The sequence below is a fragment of the Janthinobacterium sp. 75 genome (assembly GCF_004365495.1).
Lineage (GTDB): Bacteria > Pseudomonadota > Gammaproteobacteria > Burkholderiales > Burkholderiaceae_D > Janthinobacterium.
In genome coordinates, this window is sequence record NZ_SORD01000001.1 from 1,478,329 (window position 1) to 1,497,363 (window position 19,035).

A 19,035-nucleotide genomic window follows, 5' to 3' on the forward strand; every position below is an offset into this window, starting at 1 on the left:
ATTACCACCATGGAAGCACAAGCGAACGACACTACCACCCGCAAGTCCCCATCAAAGCTGGCGCGCAATCTGAAATTCGGCCTGGGATTGACCCTGGGCCTGGGCATGGCAGCCGCGCTGGCGGGCGGCTGGTGGCTGCGCCAGGCCTGGCAGGATTTGCCGGCCGTCGAGCACCTGGCACAGTACAAGCCCGCGCTGCCGCTGCGCATTTTCTCCAGCGAAGGCGAGCTGCTGGCCGAATACGGCGAGGAGCGCCGCGAATTCCTGCCCCTGAATGAGATCCCCCTGCGCATGCGCCAGGCCTTGCTGGCCATCGAGGATGCGCGTTTCTATGAGCATGGCGCCGTGGATTTCTATGGCTTGACGCGCGCCACGCTCGCCAACGTCGTCACGGGTCACCACGCACAGGGCGCCAGCACCATCACCATGCAGGTGGCGCGCGACTTTTTCCTGTCGCGCGAAAAAACCGTGCAGCGCAAGCTGACGGAGATGCTGCTCGCCTACAAGCTGGAACAGCACTATGGCAAGGACAAGCTGCTGGAACTGTATATGAACCAGATTTACCTGGGTGAGCGTTCCTACGGCTTTTCCGCCGCGTCGAATATTTATTTCGACAAGCCCCTGGCCGAAGTCAGCATCGCCGAAGCGGCCATGCTGGCCGGCTTGCCGAAAGCGCCGTCGGCCTATAACCCCGTCGCCAATCCGCAACGCGCCACCGTGCGCCAGCATTACATCCTGCAGCGCATGCGCGAACTCGGCTACATCACGCCAGCAGAATACGACACCGCCGTGGCGGAAAAACTGGCCCTGAACAAGGACCGCAACAGCTCCGTGCATGCGGCCGCGTATGCGGTCGAGGAAGCGCGTCAATTGATCCTGCAAAGCTACCCTGAGGGTGCCTACAGCATGGGCCTGGATGTGACGACCACCATCCGCATGGCGCCGCAAATTGCGGCCGACAAGTCGCTGCGCGATGGCTTGCTGAACGCGCAGGCGAGACGCGGCTACCGTGGCCCGGAAGCGCGCCTGGCCGCCTCCGAAGATAGCGTGGCGCGCCAGCTGGCCGCCTATCCGGACAGCGGAGAATTACGCGCCGCGCTGGTGCGCAAGGTCGGGACGTCGGGCAAGCGTCAACTGACGGCGCAGCTGCGCAATGGCGACGAGATTGTGCTCACCGCCTCGGATGCGCGCCTGGGCGGCAAGCTGCAGTGGGATGGCAAGCGCGCCATCGTTGAAAACAGCGTGATCCGCGTGGTGCACGATGCGGCGAAAAAACGCTGGCTGGTGAGCCAGTTGCCCGAGATGGAAGGCGCGCTCATTTCCGTCGATGCACACAGCGGCGAAATCGTCGCCATGGCGGGCGGCTTCGATTTCTACCGCAACCACTACAACCACGCCACGCAGGCATACCGCCAGCCTGGTTCCAGCTTCAAACCCTTCGTGTATTCTGCGGCGCTGGAAAAGGGATATTTCCCCGGCACGGCCGTGGACGATACGCAGCGCCTGCTGCTGCCGCAGGAAACGGGCGCGCGCCCCTGGCGTCCGCGCAATTACGGCAACAACTATGAAGGCTTCATCAGCGTGCGGCGCGGCCTGGTGCGCTCGAAAAACCTGGTGGCCGTCAGCCTGATGCAGGCGGCCGGTCCCGGCTACGTGCAGCACTACGCCACGCGCTTCGGCTTTGAAGGCGCGCGCAATCCCGTCTCCCTGCCGCTGGCGCTGGGCGCGGGCGCCGTCACGCCGCTGCAGCTGGCGCAGTCGTATGCCGTGTTCGCCAATGGCGGCATGCAGATGCCGCCGAAACTGATCAAGGAAGTGCGCAGCCGCAGCGGCGCAGTGCTGTTCAGCGATGCGGCACCACGCGCCAAGGGCGAGCCGGTACCAGGCACGCAAGTCATCTCCACGCGCAATGCCTACGTCATGGACAGCATGTTGCGCGATGTCGTCAAGAGCGGCACGGGACGCGGTGCTCTGGCGCTCGGGCGCGGTGACGCGGCCGGCAAGACGGGAACGTCGAACAACGCGTATGACGCCTGGTTCGCAGGCTATTCCTCGGGCCTCGTGTCCGTCGTCTGGCTCGGCTACGACCAGCCGAAAAGCCTGGGCAATGCCACCGGAGGGACGTTGGCGCTGCCCGTCTGGCGCGACTACATGCAAGTGGCCGTGCAGGGCCGCCGCGAACAGGTGCTGGCCGAACCGCCAGGCCTGGCGCTGCTCGATGGCGATTACGTGTATGCCGAATACCTGGCCGGCGACTGCCTGCGAGACAGCCACGCCTTCATCCACAGCAGTGTCAGTTGCGGCAGCGACGGTGCGGATACACGCATGGCGCAAGGTGACGCTGGCAATGGCGGCTCCAGTACGGGCACGAGCGAGGCGCGCTCCCTGAGCGAAGCGCGCGAACGCGAACAAATTCTCAAATCATTTTCGGAAGAGTAAGAGCATGCTGTTATATACGATTTACCTGGTGGCGATTGTCGCCGAAGCGATGTCCGGCGCCATCATGGGCATGCGGCGCGGCATGGATTTGTTCGGCATCTGCATGATCGGCACCGTCACGGCGCTCGGTGGCGGCACCGTGCGCGACGTGCTGCTGGGGCACTATCCGCTGGGCTGGATCGCGCATCCCGAATACCTGCTATTTACCATCGGCGCGGCCGTCGTCACGGCCTTTGTCGCGCGCTACCTGCACCATCTGCGCGCCATCTTCCTGCTGGTGGACGGCCTGGGCCTCGTGGCGTTTTGCGTGATTGGCTGTGACATCGCCATGTCGGCCAAGATGCATCCGGCCATCGTCGTGCTGGCGGGGATGATCACCGGCGTCTTCGGCGGCCTGCTGCGCGATATCCTGTGCAACCAGATTCCGCTCGTGCTGCAGCGCGAAGTGTATGCCACCGTGGCGCTGTTTACGGGCAGCCTGTACGTGGGCCTGCTGTACTTCAAGGTCGATAGCGCGGTGGCGCAGCTGGCGTCCATCGGCGCCGGTTTCCTGTTCCGTTTCCTGGCCCTGCACTTCGAGTGGCGCCTGCCGAATTTCAATGGCGACCGCATACGGGGATTTGAGTAAAGCAACCGCCGCGTGAATATTTTCACGCGCATTTAACCCCTTTTTCTCCGCCGCTGCGTTTCATGGTTGTCACCCCAGCCAACCGGAGAAGAAGCGATGTCCAGCGCCCTCAAGTTCACATTGATACTGTCCCTGCTCTTGTCGGCAGGCTGCCACGCCGCCGGCACGGCGCCGCGCAAGACCCTGGCGCCGTTTGCCAGCGAGCAGGCCTTGAGCGACTATCTGCAGCAGTTGCAAACGCGTCAGGCGGCCCTGCAAAGGGAGCAGCAGAAACTGCAGCGGGCCACGGCGCAGTATTCGGCGCAGTACACGGCGGCGCCTCCGGCCCCTGCTGCGCCGATGATGGCGAAAGCCGCGCCGGCAACATCGGCAGAAGCGGCGGAATCCGTCACCAATGTGCAGACGGCGGGCGTGGACGAAGGCGGCATCGTCAAGCTGCATGGCAAGCACCTGGTGATGCTGCGGCGCGGCAAGCTGTTCACCGTGCAGGTGGGTGGAAATGCTCTGCAGCCGGTGTCCTCGCTCGATGCGTTCGCGCCGGGTAGCGACCCGTCCGGCAGCTGGTATGACGAGATGCTGATCGATGGCGACACGGTGGTGGTCATCGGCTACAGCTACAGCCGCGGCGGCACGGAGATCGGCCTGTTCGACATTGCGGCAGACGGCAAGCTGGCCTACCGCGCCACGTATCACTTGCGTTCCAACGATTATTATTCCTCGCGCAATTACGCCAGCCGCCTGGTCGACAGCAAACTGGTGTTCTATTCGCCCCTGTCGCTGAACCTGCGTCGGGGCGACCCCTTTGGCGGCTTCCCCGCGCTGCGCCGCTGGCGCCCTGACGCCGTGCCATCCGACTTCAAGCGCATCGCTCCGGCCACGCGCATTTACCGCACCGATGAAGAGCCCGAAGCGGGCGCCGGCCTGACCCTGCATACGGTCACCGTGTGCGACCTGGCGCAGCGCGACATGCGCTGCGAAGCGACCGCCGTGATGGGGCCGCAGGGCCGCGTGTTTTATGTGTCGGGCGAGTCCGTTTTCGTGTGGGCCACGCGGCGGGGCCGCGACTCGGGCGTGTTCCGCATTCCCCTCGATGGTTCGGCGCCCAGCGCCCTGAAGGTGGCGGGCGCGCCCGTCGACCAGTTCTCGTTCCTGGAAAGCGTTGACGGCCACCTGAACGTCCTGCTGCGCGCCGAAGGGCAGGGCGACGCCATGTGGGACGGCGCGCGGGGCCGTGGCGACATGGCCTTGCTGCGCGTGCCATTGACGTCGTTTTCCGATGGCCGCGACAGTGCGCCCGCCAGCAGCTACAAGCCGTTGCCAGGTGGTGGCGGCTACGGTCTGCAGAACCGCTATGTGGGGCCGTATCTGTTGTACGGCAATCCGGGCAATGGCGGCTGGCGGCAGGCGGACCAGGCCTGGCCGCGCCAGCCCCTGTATGCCGTGCGCTGGGCCGATGCGGGCAGCGTGCAAGCCTTGTCCCTGCCGCACGGCGTGGAGCGCATCGAGGCGCTGGGCAATGACGCCGTGGTGATCGGCGCGCAGGGCAGGGATCTGCACTTCAGCAGCATCCGCCTGGGGGCGCAGGCGGCGATTGCCACGCGCTACATCCGCGCCGATGCGGCGCAGGGCGAGTCGCGCAGCCACGGCTTTTTCTACAAGCCACAAACGGCCAGCGAGGGCATGATCGGGCTGCCCATCCTGGGCGCGGACGAGCGGCCTGGCCTCAACAAGTCAGCCGCATCCGTTCTCTATCTGCGTAACAGCGGCTTGCAGTTGACGGAGCTGGGCGCGCTGGCGGCGCGGCCGGGCCAGTTATCGGCGGCGGACGACGGCTGCCGCGCTTCCTGCGTGGACTGGTATGGCAATGCGCGGCCCCTGTTCCTGCAGGGCCGGGTCTTCGCCTTGCTCGGCTATGAGTTGGTGGAAGGGGTGCTCAAGGACGGACAGATCCGCGAAGTGCGCCGCATCAGCTATGCGCCCATTGCGTCCACTGCACGCTGAAGGCGCAGGGGAATTGTCGCTGCCGCGTAGTTCGGCTACACTGGTCCGCATGCCCGACACTTTACTGACCGCGACGGATGAAGAGCTGATGCTGCGCTACGGCGCCGGCGACCTGCCGTCGTTTCGCGAATTGTACCGGCGCCATAGCCAGGGACTGTACCGCTTCGTGGCCTGGCGTGCGCCGCGTCGCGCCTGGGTCGACGAGATCGTGCAGGATGCGTGGGCCAGCCTGCACGCGGCGCGCACGGGCTACCAGCCGCAGGCGGCGTTCCGCACCTATCTGTACCAGATCGCGCGCAACCGCCTGATTGACCTCCTGCGCCAGCGGGAAGGGCAGGAACAAGGGGAAGCAGGCGAGTCGGCCGACGAGGGCGCATCGCCGCAGCAATCGCTGGAGCAGAAACAGCAGCACGCGCTGCTGCATGCTGCCATCGCCGCGCTGCCCGTGGAACAAAGGGAAGCGCTGGTGCTGCAGCAGTTCAGCGGCATGAGCATCCAGGATATCGCCGTGGTGACGGGAGCGGAAGCGGAAACCGTCAAGAGCCGGCTGCGCTACGCCATGCAGAAATTGCGCACGGGCTTGGATAGCGCCGCTGGCGCGGGAGGACAGGCATGAATACGCACGATACAGATCATCAAGATCATCACGACGAAGAATTGAACGCGCTGCTGGCCAGTTTGCCGCAGCCCGCGCCTTCCAGCGCGCTCGATGCGGCCATTTTGGCGGATGCGGAAAAGGCCCTGCACAAGCCGGCGGCGAACGACAGCGCCGATGGCGTGCTGCGCAACTTGCCCACCAAGAAATCCCCGGACTACCTGCAGCGCTGGCGCGTGCCGCTGGGGCTGGCCGCGGCCGTGCTGCTGACGGTGAACCTGATCGGCGTGGACTGGTTCGGCTCGAAGCCGGCGCAATTTCCCGTGGTCGGGGAACCGGTCACGCAGGAGGTGATGCCGGTTGCGGCGCCAGTGCCGCAGGCTGCCGTCTCCACGGCGCCGGTGCTGGCGTCAGCGCCGACGCCGACGCCAGCACCAGCACCAGCACCAGCACCAGCACCAGCACCAGCACCAGCACCAGCACCGCGCGCCATGGCGGCAGCCAAGCCGGCGCCGCTGCCTGAACTGGCGCCGCCACCGCCGCCAGCCACGGACATGCAGCGGGCAATGGAGCAGCAAGCCGCCATGCAGGCCGAGTCCAGCCTGCAGCGCCAGGTGCCGGTACAGCGCGCGATGGCCATGCCCGCTCCTGTCGCGGCAAAGTCGGCGCCGCTGCCGCCACCGGCCAGGCTCGACGCTTCCGTATGGCTGGTGAAGATCGACGCCTTGTTGAAAGTGGGCGAAGGCGCCCTGGCGCAGGAGGAATGGGTGGCGTTTCGGCAGGCCTATCCCGACTATCCGGTGGCCGATGAATTGCGGCAGCGGCTGGAGAAAACGAAGCCGTAGCGCAAGCTACACGATGCCCTTCCTGCGCTCCCACACGGCGCTGCCCACGAAAATGGCGGCGCACACCCACATCACGGCCGGCAGGGCGTTGACGCCCACCGATTGCATCAGGACCCCCGTCAGCAGGGGGCCGCCGCCGCTGGTCACGCCCCAGGTGGCGTTGACGATGGCGCTGGCGCTGGTCAGCGACAGGCCCGTAAAACGCTCGCCGCAGGCCACCAGCGCCAGCATGTAGATGCCGCCTGCCGCTGCGCCCAGCAATAGTAGCAAGGTCCACCACAGCCACGGCGTGCCGACGGCGAACGGCAGCAGCGGCAGCAGCAGGCAGACAGCCACGCCGCAGGCCGCGTGGACTTTGGCGCGGCCGAAGCGGTCGGCCATCCATCCCAGTGCGAATTGCAGGCCCGTGTCGCCCACCAGCACCACGGTGGCCGACAGCAGGGCCAGGTCGGTGCCGATGCCGTGCTCCATCGCGTACAAGGGCAACAGGCTCAATGCCAGGGTGTCGAACAGGGCAAAGAAGGCCGCGCCCAGCACGATCATCGGCATGCGCGGCAAGATCAAGGTCCACTTCACGCCCTGTTCCTCCGGCTCGCGCTCCGGGCCGCTGTTCGAGATCAGCATCAGGCCCGGCACGGCCAGCAAAAACAGCAGGCCGCAGGCGGCGAAGCTCCAGCTGATCTTGTCGTTGAACAGGGCCACCAGGGCGGGGCCGATCAGCTGGAAAAAGGTAAAGCTGGTGGTGTACATGGCCACCACGCGTCCCCGCGAATTATCGGGTGCCAGGCGGTTGACCCACGCTTCGCCGATGGTAAACAGCACGCCCATGGCGCCGCCGAACAGGAAGCGCAGCACGCTCCACGCCAGCAGGTGGTCGGTGAACTGCATGGCGATCGTCGCCAGCGATGCCGCCCAGACGGCGCCCAGCATGGTGGCGCGCGCGCCGAAGCGCCCCACCCAGCCGGAGACGAATGGCGAGGCGGCCAGGATGCCGAGCGCGCTGACGGCCGTGATCATGCCGATGATGTCCGTACCCACGCCGCGCTGGTGCAGGGTCAGCGCCGTCAACGGCATGGTCGCGCCCAGGCCCAGGCCGACTACGCCGATACTGACCACGAGGGCGAAGAAGTCGCGCCACGGGATGTGCTTCATGGCTGCCCCCACAGGGAGGAAAAGGTGGTCGGGATGGCTGGAAAACGGTGTGGATGCATGGGGAAGTAAGGGAACTTTGCCGCAGGCGCTGGTGTTTGGCGCCAGACGGGCATATGATGATTTGAACAAAAGCAAAATTGCAAAGCCGTAGTGTAGGCGATGTGTGCCGCCGTTGGCCACGTGTGGCCGTTTCTAGCGGCTCTGCTGTACAGTGTAGCGAGCGGCAGCGCTGTCATGGCGCTGTCATTGGATCGTCACGCCAGCGAGGTAGCACTCTATGCGCCGTCCCATCGTTCTCGTTCCCGCCTGCCAGCGCCAGTTGGGCAGTCACGCCTGGCACATGGCGCAGGACAAATACCTGCATGCCGTGCTGCACGGTGCCGGCTGCATGCCGCTTTTGCTGCCCGCCCTGGGCGCGGATGCGGACCTGGAAGCGGCGCTGCAGATTGCCGATGGCGTCATGCTGACCGGTTCCGCCTCGAACGTCGACGCCCGCCTGTATGGCGAAGAGATTCTCCATCCCGATCTGCCGCAAGACCTCGCACGCGACGCCACCACCTTGCCCTTGATCCGCACCGCGCTGGCGCGCCAGCTCCCCCTGTTCGCCATTTGCCGCGGCTTCCAGGAAGTCAACGTGGCCCTGGGCGGCAGCCTGCACCAGGCCGTGCATGCGGTGCCGGGCATGCTCGACCACCGCGAGAACGTGCTCGATCCCCTGGCGCGCCAGTACGCGCCCGCGCACCGCATCAAGTTGATGCCGGACGGCCTGCTGTCACGGCTGCTGGGCGGCGAGAGCGAGATGATGGTCAACTCCCTGCATGGCCAGGGCATTGCCCGGCTGGCCGATGGCTTGCTGGTGGAAGCCTTGGCCGACGACGGCCTGGTGGAAGCCTATACGGTAGCCAGCGCCGCCGGTTTTACGCTGGCCGTGCAATGGCACCCGGAATGGCAGGTGGAAGACCATCCGCAGTCGATGCTGCTCTTTGGCGCCTTCGGCCAGGCGTGCCGCGATTACCAGGAACAGCAGCACAGAAAGAAAGAATGACAGGCAAGGATGACAGGCGCGCCGCACCAGCACTGCGCGGCGTTTGATCAAGACCAGCGAGAGGGAAACATGGCAATACGCGAAAATTTTACCTATACGGATATGGATTTGTGGCTCAATGAAAAGCGCGTCACGGAAATCGAATGCCTGGTGCCCGACTTGACGGGGGTGGCGCGCGGGAAGATCCTGCCGCGCGGGAAATTCACCCAGGAGCGCGGCATGCGCATCCCGGAGGCGGTGCTGGGCATGACCGTCACGGGCAATTACCCGGTCGACGATGGCGGCTACGACCGCGCCATATCCAGCACCGACCGCGACATGATTTTAAAAGCCGATCCCACCACCATCACCATGGTGCCCTGGGCTACGGATCCCACCGCGCAAGTCATCCACGACTGCTATTTTACCGACGGCATGCTGGTCGATTTTGCGCCCCGCTCTGTGCTGCGGCGCGTGCTGAAACTGTATGCGGACAAGGGCTGGAGGCCTGTGGTGGCGCCGGAGCTGGAGTTCTACCTGACGGCGAAAAACACGGACCCGGACTTGCCATTGAAACCGCCCATCGGGCGCAGCGGCCGTGCCGAAACCAGCCGCCAGGTGTACAGCATCGACGCCGTCAACGAGTTTGATCCCCTGTTCGAGGATATCTACGATTATTGCGAACTGATGAACCTTGACGTCGACACCCTGATCCACGAAATCGGCGCCGGACAGATGGAAATCAACTTCCTGCATGGCGACCCTTTGGGCCTGGCAGACAAGGTCTTCTTTTTCAAGCGCACCCTGCGCGAAGCGGCCCTGAAACACGATATGTACGCCACCTTCATGGCCAAGCCCATGGCGGGTGAACCGGGCTCTGCCATGCATGTGCACCAAAGCGTCGTCGATGCCAAGACTGGCCTGAATATCTTCAGCAACGAGGACGGTTCGGCCGCGCCCATCTTCAAACATTACATCGCGGGCCTGCAGCGCTACATGCCTTCGGCCATGGCCATCGTTGCGCCGTATGTGAATTCCTACCGCCGCATCGTGCGCCACACTGCCGCGCCGATCAACATCCAGTGGGGCCTGGACAACCGCACGGTGGGTTTCCGCGTGCCCGAATCGGGCGTGCAGGACCGCCGCGTGGAAAACCGCATCATCGGGGCCGACGCGAATCCCTACCTGGCGCTGGCCGTGACGCTGGCCTGCGGCTATCTCGGCATGACGGAGCAGCTGGAAGCGACGCCGATGATGGTGGGCAGCGCCTACGACATGAAGTTTGAACTGCCGCAAGGCTTGCCCGAGGCCCTGCAGTTGCTGCGCACGGAAGACAAGCTGCGCACGGTGCTGGGAGAGCGCTTCATCGACGTGTATGCGGCCATCAAGGACCTGGAACACCAGGAATTCATGACGGTCATCAGCCCGTGGGAGCGCGAACACCTGTTATTGCACGTTTAAAAGGAGCACGCATGAGCACAACAAACAATCCGCTGGCGCCCAGCGCCGCGCTGGTTGCCTCTGTAGCGCAGAAAAACGTGGCGCCGCAGGTGTATGACACGGCCGCCATCCAGCACATGGACTCGGCCCACTACCTGCATCCGTTTACCGATTTCCAGGACCTGGCATCGAAAGGCGCCAGGGTGATGGTGCGCGGCGATGGCGTCTACCTGTGGGATAGCCAGGGCAAGAAAATCGTCGATGGCATGTCGGGCCTGTGGTGTGTCAACGTAGGCTATGGCCGTACGTCGATCTCGCAAGCCGTATACCGGCAGATGGAGACGCTGCCCTTCTATAACAGCTTCTTTGGCACGACGAACGTGCCGGCCGCGCAGCTGGCCGCCAAGCTGGCGCAAATCTCGCCGCCGCAATTCCAGCATGTGTTCTTCACCAGTTCCGGCTCGGAGGGCAACGACACGAACCTGCGCATGGTGCGCCGCTACTGGGATCTCCTCGGCTACAAGGAGAGACATACCATCATCAGCCGCCACAACGCGTATCACGGCAGCACGGTGGCGGGGGCATCACTGGGCGGCATGGATGGCATGCACGCGCAGGGGGGCTTGCCGATACCGGGCATTGCGCATATCGGCCAGCCGAATTACCTGGAAGCTGGCCACGGTATGAGCCCCGAGGAATTCGGTGTGAAAGCGGCGGGCTGGCTGGAAGACAAAATCCTGGAAATCGGCGCCGACAAGGTGGCCGCCTTCATCGGCGAGCCGGTGCAGGGTGCCGGCGGCGTCATCATCCCGCCAAGCACTTACTGGCCAGAAGTACAGCGCATCTGCGACAAGTACGGCATCCTGCTGATCGCCGATGAAGTCATCTGCGGCTTCGGTCGCCTGGGGCGCTGGTTCGGCTCCGAACTGTTCGGCATCAAGCCTGACCTGATCACATTTGCCAAGGGCGTCACCTCGGGCTACGTGCCATTGGGCGGCGTGCTGGTGGGCGACAGGGTGGCCAAGGTGCTGATCGAGCAGGGCGGCGAATTCACGCACGGCTTTACCTATTCGGGCCACCCCGTCGCTTGCGCGGCGGCGCTGGAAAACATCCGCATCATCGAGGAAGAGCAACTGGTGGCCAAGGTGGCTGATGATACGGGGCCTTACCTGAAGCAGTGCTTTGCTCGCCTGGGAGAACATCCGCTGGTCGGCTACGCAGACAGCTGCGGCCTGGTCGCGGGCCTGAACCTGGTGCGCAAGAAGGGGGCCACCGTGCATGAAAACGTGTTGTTTGACGAGGACCAGGGCGTCGGCATGCTCTGCCGCGGCCACATGTTCGACAACGGCGTCATCATGCGCGCCGTGGGCGAGCGCATGATCGTCGCTCCGCCCCTGGTGATGACGCGCGCGCAGATCGATGAAATGGTGGGCTTGATACGCCTGTGTCTGGACAAGACCTATGCGGACGTGCAGGCGAAGGGCTGGGTTTAGCTCTGAGCTGGCTTAAATACCGGGGTCAGACCCGCCGGGGGAATACGTCCCAGTGGGACGTATTCCGATCGCGAAGCGACTGACCCCGGATTTCTGCTGAATGCGCCACAGAATTCACATTTTTCACAGCACATGCGGGTGAGTTCCGCTAAACTTCCATCTTGGCCGCTACTACAGCGGCCAGTTTTTCATTTTGACACCCTCTTACCCAGAAGCTAACCACACATGACGATAGCAACACCTGCCGCGTCGGCCAGCGACGCCCAAGCGCCTTTCTTGCTGATTGATCAACTGGTCAAGGAATTCGATGGCGTGCGCGCCGTCAATGATATTTCCGTGACGATCAACAAGGGCGAGATTTTCGCCCTGCTGGGCAGTTCCGGTTGCGGCAAGTCGACCCTGCTGCGCATGCTGGCCGGTTTCGAGACGCCGACCTCGGGGCGCATCGCCCTGGCGGGCAACAGCATTGTCGATGTGCCGCCGCACCAGCGGCCCATCAACATGATGTTCCAGTCGTACGCGCTGTTCCCCCACCTGTCCGTGTGGGATAACATCGCCTTCGGCCTGCGCCGGGACGGCTTGCCGAAAGCGGAAGTGGCGGCGCGTGTCGAGCAGATGCTGGCGCTGGTGCAACTGGGCCAATACGCGAAGCGCAAGCCGCACCAGCTGTCGGGCGGCCAGCAGCAGCGCGTGGCGCTGGCGCGCAGCCTGGCCAAGCGTCCGCAATTGCTGCTGCTCGACGAGCCGCTGGGCGCGCTCGACAAGAAACTGCGCGAGCGCACGCAGATGGAACTGGTCAACATCATCGAGCAGGTGGGCGTCACCTGCGTGATGGTCACGCACGACCAGGATGAAGCCATGAGCATGGCCACGCGCATCGCCGTCATGAGCGAAGGGCGCATACTGCAGGTGGGCGCACCGGGTGAAATCTACGAAACGCCGAACTGCCGTTTCGTGGCCGACTTCATTGGCAGCGTCAACCTGTTCGACGGCAGCATCACGCAGGACGAACCGGATCACGTGGTGATCGCCACGCCCGATGGCGAGCACTATGTCTCGCACGGCATCACGGGCAACCTGGGCATGGATGTCTCGGTGGCCGTGCGCCCCGAGAAAATCGGTATCCAGATCGAGCCACCTGCCTTGGAAGAGCGCGCGTCGCCCGCGGAACACGGCTACAACTGCGCCCAGGGCGTGATCGTCGCCATGGCGTATTTTGGCAATGAAACCAGCTACCATGTGCGTCTCGACAGCGGCACGGTGGTGAAAGTCTCGCGCACCAACGCGGCCCGCCACGACGTCTCGCGCCTCGAGCGCGAGCAGCGCGTGTGGGTGTGGTGGGATGGCGCCGACATCGTCGTGCTGACCAGCTGAGGCCATCATGACGTCCCTCCTGCAATCGCTGCGCCACTTCGTTACCTTGCGCTGGCTGACGGGCCGCAACGCCGTTATCGCCGTGCCGTCGCTGTTCCTGACGGCCGCTTTCCTGGTGCCTTTCCTGATCGTGCTGCGCATCAGCCTGTCCGACATGGACACGGCAGGCAGTCCGTTCGGCGGTCTGCTGTCGTACGTCGACGGCATCGTCGTGCTGAAGGTCAAAATCGCCAACTACCTGTTCATCGCCGCCGATGAACTGTATCTGCTTACCTATCTCAGCTCCCTGAAATATGCGGCGATCACCACCGCCATCTGCCTGTTTATCGGCTACCCGTTCGCCTACTTCATGGCGCGCGCCAGGCCATCGATCCGCCCTGTGCTGATGATGCTGGTGATGCTGCCGTTCTGGACCTCGTTCCTGCTGCGCGTGTATGCCTGGAAGGGTATCCTGGCCAACCACGGCTTGCTCAACGACCTGCTGATCGCGCTGGGCGTCATCAGCGAACCGCTGCACATGATGAACACTTCGTTCTCCTTGGTGGTCGGCATGGTGTACGCCTACCTGCCATTCATGATCCTGCCACTGTACGCCAACCTGGTCAAAATGGACATGCGCTATCTGGAAGCGGCGGCCGATCTGGGCGCCACGCCCCTGCAGGCGTTCTGGCGCATCACGGTGCCGCTGTCGAAGTCGGGCATCATCGCCGGCGCCATGCTGGTATTCATTCCGTCCGTGGGCGAATACGTGATTCCTGAGCTGCTGGGCGGCCCGGAAACGTTGATGATCGGCCGTGTGCTGTGGGATGAATACTTCACGAATAACGACTGGGCCATGGCTTCGTCGGTGACGGTGCTGGTGGTCTTGCTGATCCTCGTGCCGATGGCCATTTTTAACAAATACAAGACCGATCAAGGCGCGGAGGGACAAGCATGAACGGACGCACCTTTTTACAGCGCTGGTTCGGGCGCGGCTGGCTCTCGCTCGGCTATCTGTTCCTCTACCTGCCCATCATCGTACTGATCGTCTTCTCTTTTAACAGCTCGCGCCAGGACATGGTGTGGAGCGGCTTTTCGCTGCGCTGGTACAGCGAGTTGATGAGTGATACGGAAATCATCTCGGGTTTTGGCTTGTCGCTGAAGATCGCCTTCATGTCGGCCACCTCGTCCGTCATACTGGGTACCTTCGCCGCCTTCGCCTTGAACAGCTACCAGCGCTTCCGTGGCCGTACCTTGTTCTCGTCCATGGTCAGCGCGCCGCTGGTGATGCCGGAAGTGATCATCGGCCTGTCCTTGCTGCTGATGCTGGTGTCCATGCAAAAAGTCTTCGGTTTCCCCGAGCGGGGCGTGCTGACGATCTGGCTCGGTCACACCCTGCTGGGCATGGCGTATGCAGCCGTGGTGGTGCAGTCGCGCCTGCAGGAAATGAGTAAATCCCTGGCCGAAGCGGCCATGGACCTGGGGTGCCGCGCGCATCAGGTCTTCTTCCTCGTTACCCTGCCAAACATCACGCAGGCGCTGGCTTCGGCATGGCTGCTGACGTTCACGCTGTCGCTGGACGATGTGGTGCTGACGGCCTTCCTGTCCGGCCCAGGTTCGACGACGATGCCGCTGGTGATCTTCTCGCGTGCGCGTCTGGGGCTCGATCCGCGCGTCAATGCGATTGCCGCGCTGACCATTCTCGTCGTGACGATCGCCGTGATCGTGTACGCCGTGATGCTGGCGCGCGCCGACCGACAGCGCCGCAAGCAGATGTCTGCGGCCTATTTGGCAGACTAGGAGTAAGCTGGCGTTTTCACCTTGCGGGAGACGACCATGACGGAAAACACCAGTTGGCATGCACGGGCGGCAGCGCTCATGATCGATGGACGCGCCTTCATCAATGGCGAACGGATGGGGGCCAGGTCTGGCCAGACCTTCGACAATCTGTCGCCCATCGATGGCCGTCTCCTGGGGCAGGTGGCCCGCTGCGACAGCGCCGACGTGGACGCGGCCGTGCTGGCCGCCCGCGCTGCTTTTGAGGACCGCCGCTGGGCAGGCAAGTCCCCCGCGCAGCGCAAGCGTATACTGATCAAGTTCGCCGACCTGGTGCAGCAGAACGGCCCCGAGCTGGCCCTGCTGGAAACCCTGGACATGGGTAAGCCGATCAAGTACAGCCAGAGCGTGGACGTGGGCGCCACGGCCAACTGCCTGCGCTGGTATGGCGAGGCGATCGACAAGGTCTACGATGAAATCGCACCGACTCCCGCCAACAGCCTGGCACTGATCACGCGCGAACCGGTGGGCGTCGTCGCCGCCATCGTGCCGTGGAATTACCCGATGATCATGGCCGCCTGGAAAATCGCCCCGGCCCTCGCGGCCGGCAACAGCGTGATATTGAAACCGTCGGAAAAATCGCCATTGACGGCTCTGCGCCTGGCAGACATCGCGCTGCAGGCGGGCGTGCCGGCTGGCGTCTTCAACGTGCTGCCCGGCTTTGGCAACGAGGCGGGCGCCGCGCTGGCGCTGCACATGGATGTCGATTGCATCGGCTTTACGGGTTCCACGCGCACGGGCAAGTTGATCGTGCAGATGGCGGGCCAGTCGAATTTGAAACGGGCCTGGACGGAATTGGGCGGCAAGTCCGCCAACATCGTTTGCGCCGACTGCCTGGACCTGGACAAGGCCGTGGCGGCGGCTGTCGGTTCCATCTTTTTCAACCAGGGCGAAAGCTGCAACGCGCCCTCGCGCTTGTTCGTGGAAGAGTCGATCAAGGAAGAATTCCTGGCCAAGGCGTTGGCCATGCTGCCCCGCTTCCAGCCCGGCGACCCGCTCGACGAAGCCACCGTCATGGGCGCCATCGTCGACGCCACGCAGATGAGCACTGTCATGGGCTATATCGCGGCCGGCAAGAGCGAAGGCGCACAGCTGCTCGGCGGCGGCGACGCCGTGCGCGCGGAGACGGGCGGCTACTATGTGCAGCCGACCATTTTCGGCGTGGACGCGGGCATGACGATCGCGCGCGAAGAGATCTTCGGCCCTGTGCTGTCCGTGCTGGGCTTTACGGATATCGCCGATGCCATCAAACAGGCGAATGCCACGCCGTATGGCTTGCAGGCGGCCGTGTGGACGTCGGATATCACCAAGGCGATCCAGACGGCGCGCGCCCTGCGTGCGGGCACCGTGCACGTCAACCAGTACGACGGCGACGACATCACCGTGCCGTTCGGCGGCTACAAGCAGTCGGGCAATGGGCGCGACAAGTCGCTGCACGCGCTGGACAAATACACGGAGCTGAAGACGACGTGGATACAGGTGGGGTAATTTTTATAAGGGTACTTAAAAGGGCTAATTAATGGTGTTGCCGACTTAAAATAGTTCTTTTAGGTTCTATTAAATTTTTCATGGCGCTGCACCTGCTAAAATTTGGATCGTATAAGTGCTAATTTACGGATAAACTGAACACAATTAGCTACTATAAGATCCAGTGGAGTCGCCATGCAGTGCCATTTTCAAATTTTTCATGATGATGCGTGGCACGATTGCGCATCGCTGACTTTGCTTGAACCTGCAGGCGGCAATCCACGTACCGCTGCCCTGTTCGAGTATGACCTCGATTATGCCTTCTTCAAGCTTGAGAGTGGACCTGTCTCGCTGCGTTTCCCCGTCACGGCAGAGATGCAGAAGCTGGCGCAATGGCCAGCCTTTATCTTTGACCTGATTCCCCAGGGAAGCGGACGGACATATCTGCTTGGGCAGCTTCAACTTGCCGATGGTCCGGCTGCCGATTTTGCGCTGGCGTGTGCCGGCGCATTCAATCCCGTCGGGCGCGTGCGCATCGCCGAGGCCGTGCAGTACTACGCACAACATATGAATCGCCACGACAAGGGCAAGCCGCTGCCCGGCTTTTCACTGGACGAGATCATAGGTCGCGGCGATGCCTTCAATGAGCGCATGCTGATGCATGGCATGCTGGCCGCCGGCAGTCTGGGGGTGCAAGGAGCGGCGCCGAAATATCTGCTGACCACCGACCATGCCGGTCTCTGGCATGCCGATAGTGCCCTGGCGGACCAGTACGCGGCTGCGCATTTCATCGTCAAGCGTCCGCGCGGAAAGACCGCCAGCGACGCCAAGGTATTGAGAAATGAAGCCGCGTACATGACTGTGGCGCGCGCGGTGGGCTTGCGCACTGAAGGCCAGCTGCGCTACCAGGACGATACCTTGTTCATTCCCCGTTTTGACCGCCGCATCCGGGATGGAAAAGTGCTGCGGCTGCACCAGGAAAGCGCCGCTTCGCTGGCAGGTATCGTTGGCTTTGAAGCCACGCCCAGCCAGTTCGACTTATTGCAGGCGCTGCGCGCCGTCGTCAGCGACAAGACTGCGGAAACCATCGAATTTCTCAAACGCGATATCTTGAACCTGGCCATGCGCAATACCGATAATCACGCACGCAATACGGCGGTGCAGCAAATTGGTACCGAGGTGCGCCTCACGCCGCTGTTCGATTTTGCGCCGATGTACCTGGACCCGGATGGGATACCACGCGCGGCGCGCTGGTATCACCCGGATACCAAAAACGAGCTGCACGACTGGACGACGATACTGGCTACGATTGGCATGCCGGATGTGGAGCGCCAGCAGATCCGCCTTGCGCTCTACGGATTTTCCCAGCACCTGGTTGCGCTGGAACAGCATATGCAGGAGGCAGGAGTGGATGATGACATCATTGCTTTCCTCCGGCCACATATTGCCGGGCAGATCGAACAGCTCAAGGCATTGGGAGAGCACTGACATGGCGCGTACGAAAAAGACCGTTGACAAGGAAGAGTTGCGGCAGCGCAGGGCAGTGCTTTACGACGCCATTGAGGCAGGAGCCGTCACGCTACAGCACGCCGTCAAGGAAATGCGCGCCATCTCGCGCATGACGCAGGCAGAGTTTGCGACGCACCGGGGCGTGAGCACGAAGGTCATCAAGGAGATCGAGAGCGGCAAGGGTAATCCGACTATTCAGACGTTGAACCGTATCGGCCAGTTCTTTGGCCTTGAGGTGGCCTTTGTACGGACAGAAACGCTGCGCGAAAAAAAAATCGCCCCGGCGAGTACCGGGGCGATATCGCCTCAATAGGCTAGATCAGAAGATCAGAAGCAGTGTTCCAGCGCCGGGAAGCTGCCATCCTTGACGGCCTTGACGTAGCCGATGACGGCGTCGTCGATGCTGGCCGCGCCTTCCATGAAGTTGCGCACGAAGCGCGCCTTGCGGCCTGGGAACACGCCCAGCATGTCGTGCATGACGAGTACCTGGCCCGAGCAGTCGGGACCGGCGCCGATGCCGATGGTGGGTATCGTCAGCATGTCGGTCACTTCCTTGCCCAGCTGCGTTGGCATGGCTTCCATCAGCACGATGGCGGCGCCCGCGTTTTGCAGCGCCAGCGCGTCGTTCTTCAGCTCTGCGGCGCTTTCCGTGCTCTTGCCCTGCACTTTGTAGCCGCCCAGCTGGTGCACCGATTGCGGTGTCAGGCCGATGTGGGCGCAGATGGGGATGCCGCGCTCCGTGAGGAAACGGACGGTCTCGGCCAGCCAGGCGCCGCCTTCGATCTTGATCATGTGCGCACCAGCCTGCATCAGGATGACGGCGTTGGCATAGGCTGTTTCGGGCGTGCCATACGCGCCGAACGGCAGGTCGGACATGATCATGGCCGACTTGGCGCCGCGCGCCACGGAAGCGGTGTGATAGGCCAGTTCTGCCACGGTGACGGGCAGGGTGGAATTGTGGCCGTTGCAGACCATGCCGAGCGAATCGCCGATCAGCAGGATCTCCACGCCGCAGCGGTCCATCAGCGACGCGAAGCTGGCGTCATAGCAGGTCAGCATGGTGATCTTTTCGCCGGCGGCGCGCAGCGTGGCCAGCGTATGGATGGTCACGGCCTTGTTGGCGACAGGCCTGGATGGCGCCGGCGCCGGTGTGGCGGCCTTGTCTTTTGCGGCCAGATCTGTTCCTTGCAAATAAGCGGACATAGGTATTCTCTAGAGTGAAAGGGATACGACGCCGCTAGTGTAGTACTTTA

General features: G+C 63.3%; 16 protein-coding genes. 14 read left to right on the plus strand and 2 right to left on the minus strand.

The genetic code is table 11. From position 1 onward, the window contains the following. Positions 1 to 9 precede the first annotated feature (9 nt). The 5 genes from C8C89_RS06780 to C8C89_RS27145 all read left to right on the plus strand — a co-directional run bounded on the left by C8C89_RS06780 (position 10) and on the right by C8C89_RS27145 (position 6,508). Positions 10 to 2,439 carry a PBP1A family penicillin-binding protein gene (locus tag C8C89_RS06780; protein WP_133989192.1) on the plus strand — a complete coding sequence of 810 codons (2,430 nt, stop codon included), beginning with the start codon at positions 10 to 12 and terminating at the stop codon, positions 2,437 to 2,439. A 4-nt stretch (positions 2,440 to 2,443) separates the two neighbouring features. Then, complete coding sequence (locus C8C89_RS06785) at positions 2,444 to 3,067, plus strand: trimeric intracellular cation channel family protein (protein WP_101482962.1); 624 nt, start codon at positions 2,444 to 2,446, stop codon at positions 3,065 to 3,067. Between the two features lie 96 nt (positions 3,068 to 3,163). Then, positions 3,164 to 5,068: a beta-propeller domain-containing protein gene (locus tag C8C89_RS06790; RefSeq protein WP_133989193.1), complete on the plus strand. Its 1,905-nt coding sequence runs from the start codon at positions 3,164 to 3,166 to the stop codon at positions 5,066 to 5,068. A 49-nt stretch (positions 5,069 to 5,117) separates the two neighbouring features. Continuing rightward, positions 5,118 to 5,684: a sigma-70 family RNA polymerase sigma factor gene (locus tag C8C89_RS06795; protein ID WP_243857922.1), complete on the plus strand. Its 567-nt coding sequence runs from the start codon at positions 5,118 to 5,120 to the stop codon at positions 5,682 to 5,684. Next, positions 5,681 to 6,508: a hypothetical protein gene (locus C8C89_RS27145; protein ID WP_133989194.1), complete on the plus strand. Its 828-nt coding sequence runs from the start codon at positions 5,681 to 5,683 to the stop codon at positions 6,506 to 6,508. Before C8C89_RS06795 ends, C8C89_RS27145 begins: the two co-directional genes overlap by 4 nt. Positions 6,509 to 6,514: 6 nt before the next feature. Here C8C89_RS27145 and C8C89_RS06805 read toward each other — a convergent pair whose 3' ends face one another. Continuing rightward, positions 6,515 to 7,660, minus strand: coding sequence for an MFS transporter (locus C8C89_RS06805; RefSeq protein ID WP_101482958.1), 1,146 nt, complete (start codon positions 7,658 to 7,660; stop codon positions 6,515 to 6,517). A gap of 277 nt (positions 7,661 to 7,937) precedes the next feature. Here C8C89_RS06805 and C8C89_RS06810 point away from each other — a divergent pair, with 277 nt between their 5' ends. From C8C89_RS06810 to C8C89_RS06850, 9 genes are all read left to right on the plus strand, one after another. Then, a complete protein-coding gene (locus tag C8C89_RS06810; RefSeq protein ID WP_133989195.1) occupies positions 7,938 to 8,705 on the plus strand; it encodes a gamma-glutamyl-gamma-aminobutyrate hydrolase family protein in 768 nt (255 codons plus the stop codon). Positions 8,706 to 8,774: 69 nt separating this feature from the next. Continuing rightward, positions 8,775 to 10,145: a glutamine synthetase family protein gene (locus tag C8C89_RS06815; RefSeq protein ID WP_133989196.1), complete on the plus strand. Its 1,371-nt coding sequence runs from the start codon at positions 8,775 to 8,777 to the stop codon at positions 10,143 to 10,145. An 11-nt stretch (positions 10,146 to 10,156) separates the two neighbouring features. After that, complete coding sequence (locus tag C8C89_RS06820; protein WP_133989197.1) at positions 10,157 to 11,617, plus strand: aspartate aminotransferase family protein; 1,461 nt, start codon at positions 10,157 to 10,159, stop codon at positions 11,615 to 11,617. Between the two features lie 225 nt (positions 11,618 to 11,842). Then, positions 11,843 to 12,991, plus strand: a complete 1,149-nt coding sequence (gene potA, locus C8C89_RS06825; RefSeq protein WP_133989198.1) for a polyamine ABC transporter ATP-binding protein — start codon at positions 11,843 to 11,845, stop codon at positions 12,989 to 12,991. Between the two features lie 7 nt (positions 12,992 to 12,998). Continuing rightward, positions 12,999 to 13,928: an ABC transporter permease subunit gene (locus tag C8C89_RS06830; protein ID WP_101482954.1), complete on the plus strand. Its 930-nt coding sequence runs from the start codon at positions 12,999 to 13,001 to the stop codon at positions 13,926 to 13,928. Beyond that, a complete protein-coding gene (locus C8C89_RS06835; RefSeq protein ID WP_133989199.1) occupies positions 13,925 to 14,770 on the plus strand; it encodes an ABC transporter permease subunit in 846 nt (281 codons plus the stop codon). Before C8C89_RS06830 ends, C8C89_RS06835 begins: the two co-directional genes overlap by 4 nt. A gap of 36 nt (positions 14,771 to 14,806) precedes the next feature. Continuing rightward, positions 14,807 to 16,294 (plus strand): aldehyde dehydrogenase, encoded by a 1,488-nt coding sequence (locus C8C89_RS06840; RefSeq protein WP_133989200.1) that lies wholly within the window; start codon positions 14,807 to 14,809, stop codon positions 16,292 to 16,294. A gap of 354 nt (positions 16,295 to 16,648) precedes the next feature. Beyond that, positions 16,649 to 17,761, plus strand: a complete 1,113-nt coding sequence (locus C8C89_RS06845) for a HipA domain-containing protein (RefSeq protein WP_243857923.1) — start codon at positions 16,649 to 16,651, stop codon at positions 17,759 to 17,761. 1 nt (position 17,762) lies between these two features. Then, on the plus strand, positions 17,763 to 18,095 hold the full coding sequence (locus tag C8C89_RS06850) for a helix-turn-helix domain-containing protein (RefSeq protein ID WP_101482950.1): 333 nt from the start codon (positions 17,763 to 17,765) through the stop codon (positions 18,093 to 18,095). A 14-nt stretch (positions 18,096 to 18,109) separates the two neighbouring features. Here the strand turns inward: C8C89_RS06850 and panB are convergent, their stop codons facing one another. Next, a complete protein-coding gene (gene panB / locus C8C89_RS06855; protein ID WP_180338537.1) occupies positions 18,110 to 18,985 on the minus strand; it encodes a 3-methyl-2-oxobutanoate hydroxymethyltransferase in 876 nt (291 codons plus the stop codon). Positions 18,986 to 19,035 lie beyond the last annotated feature (50 nt).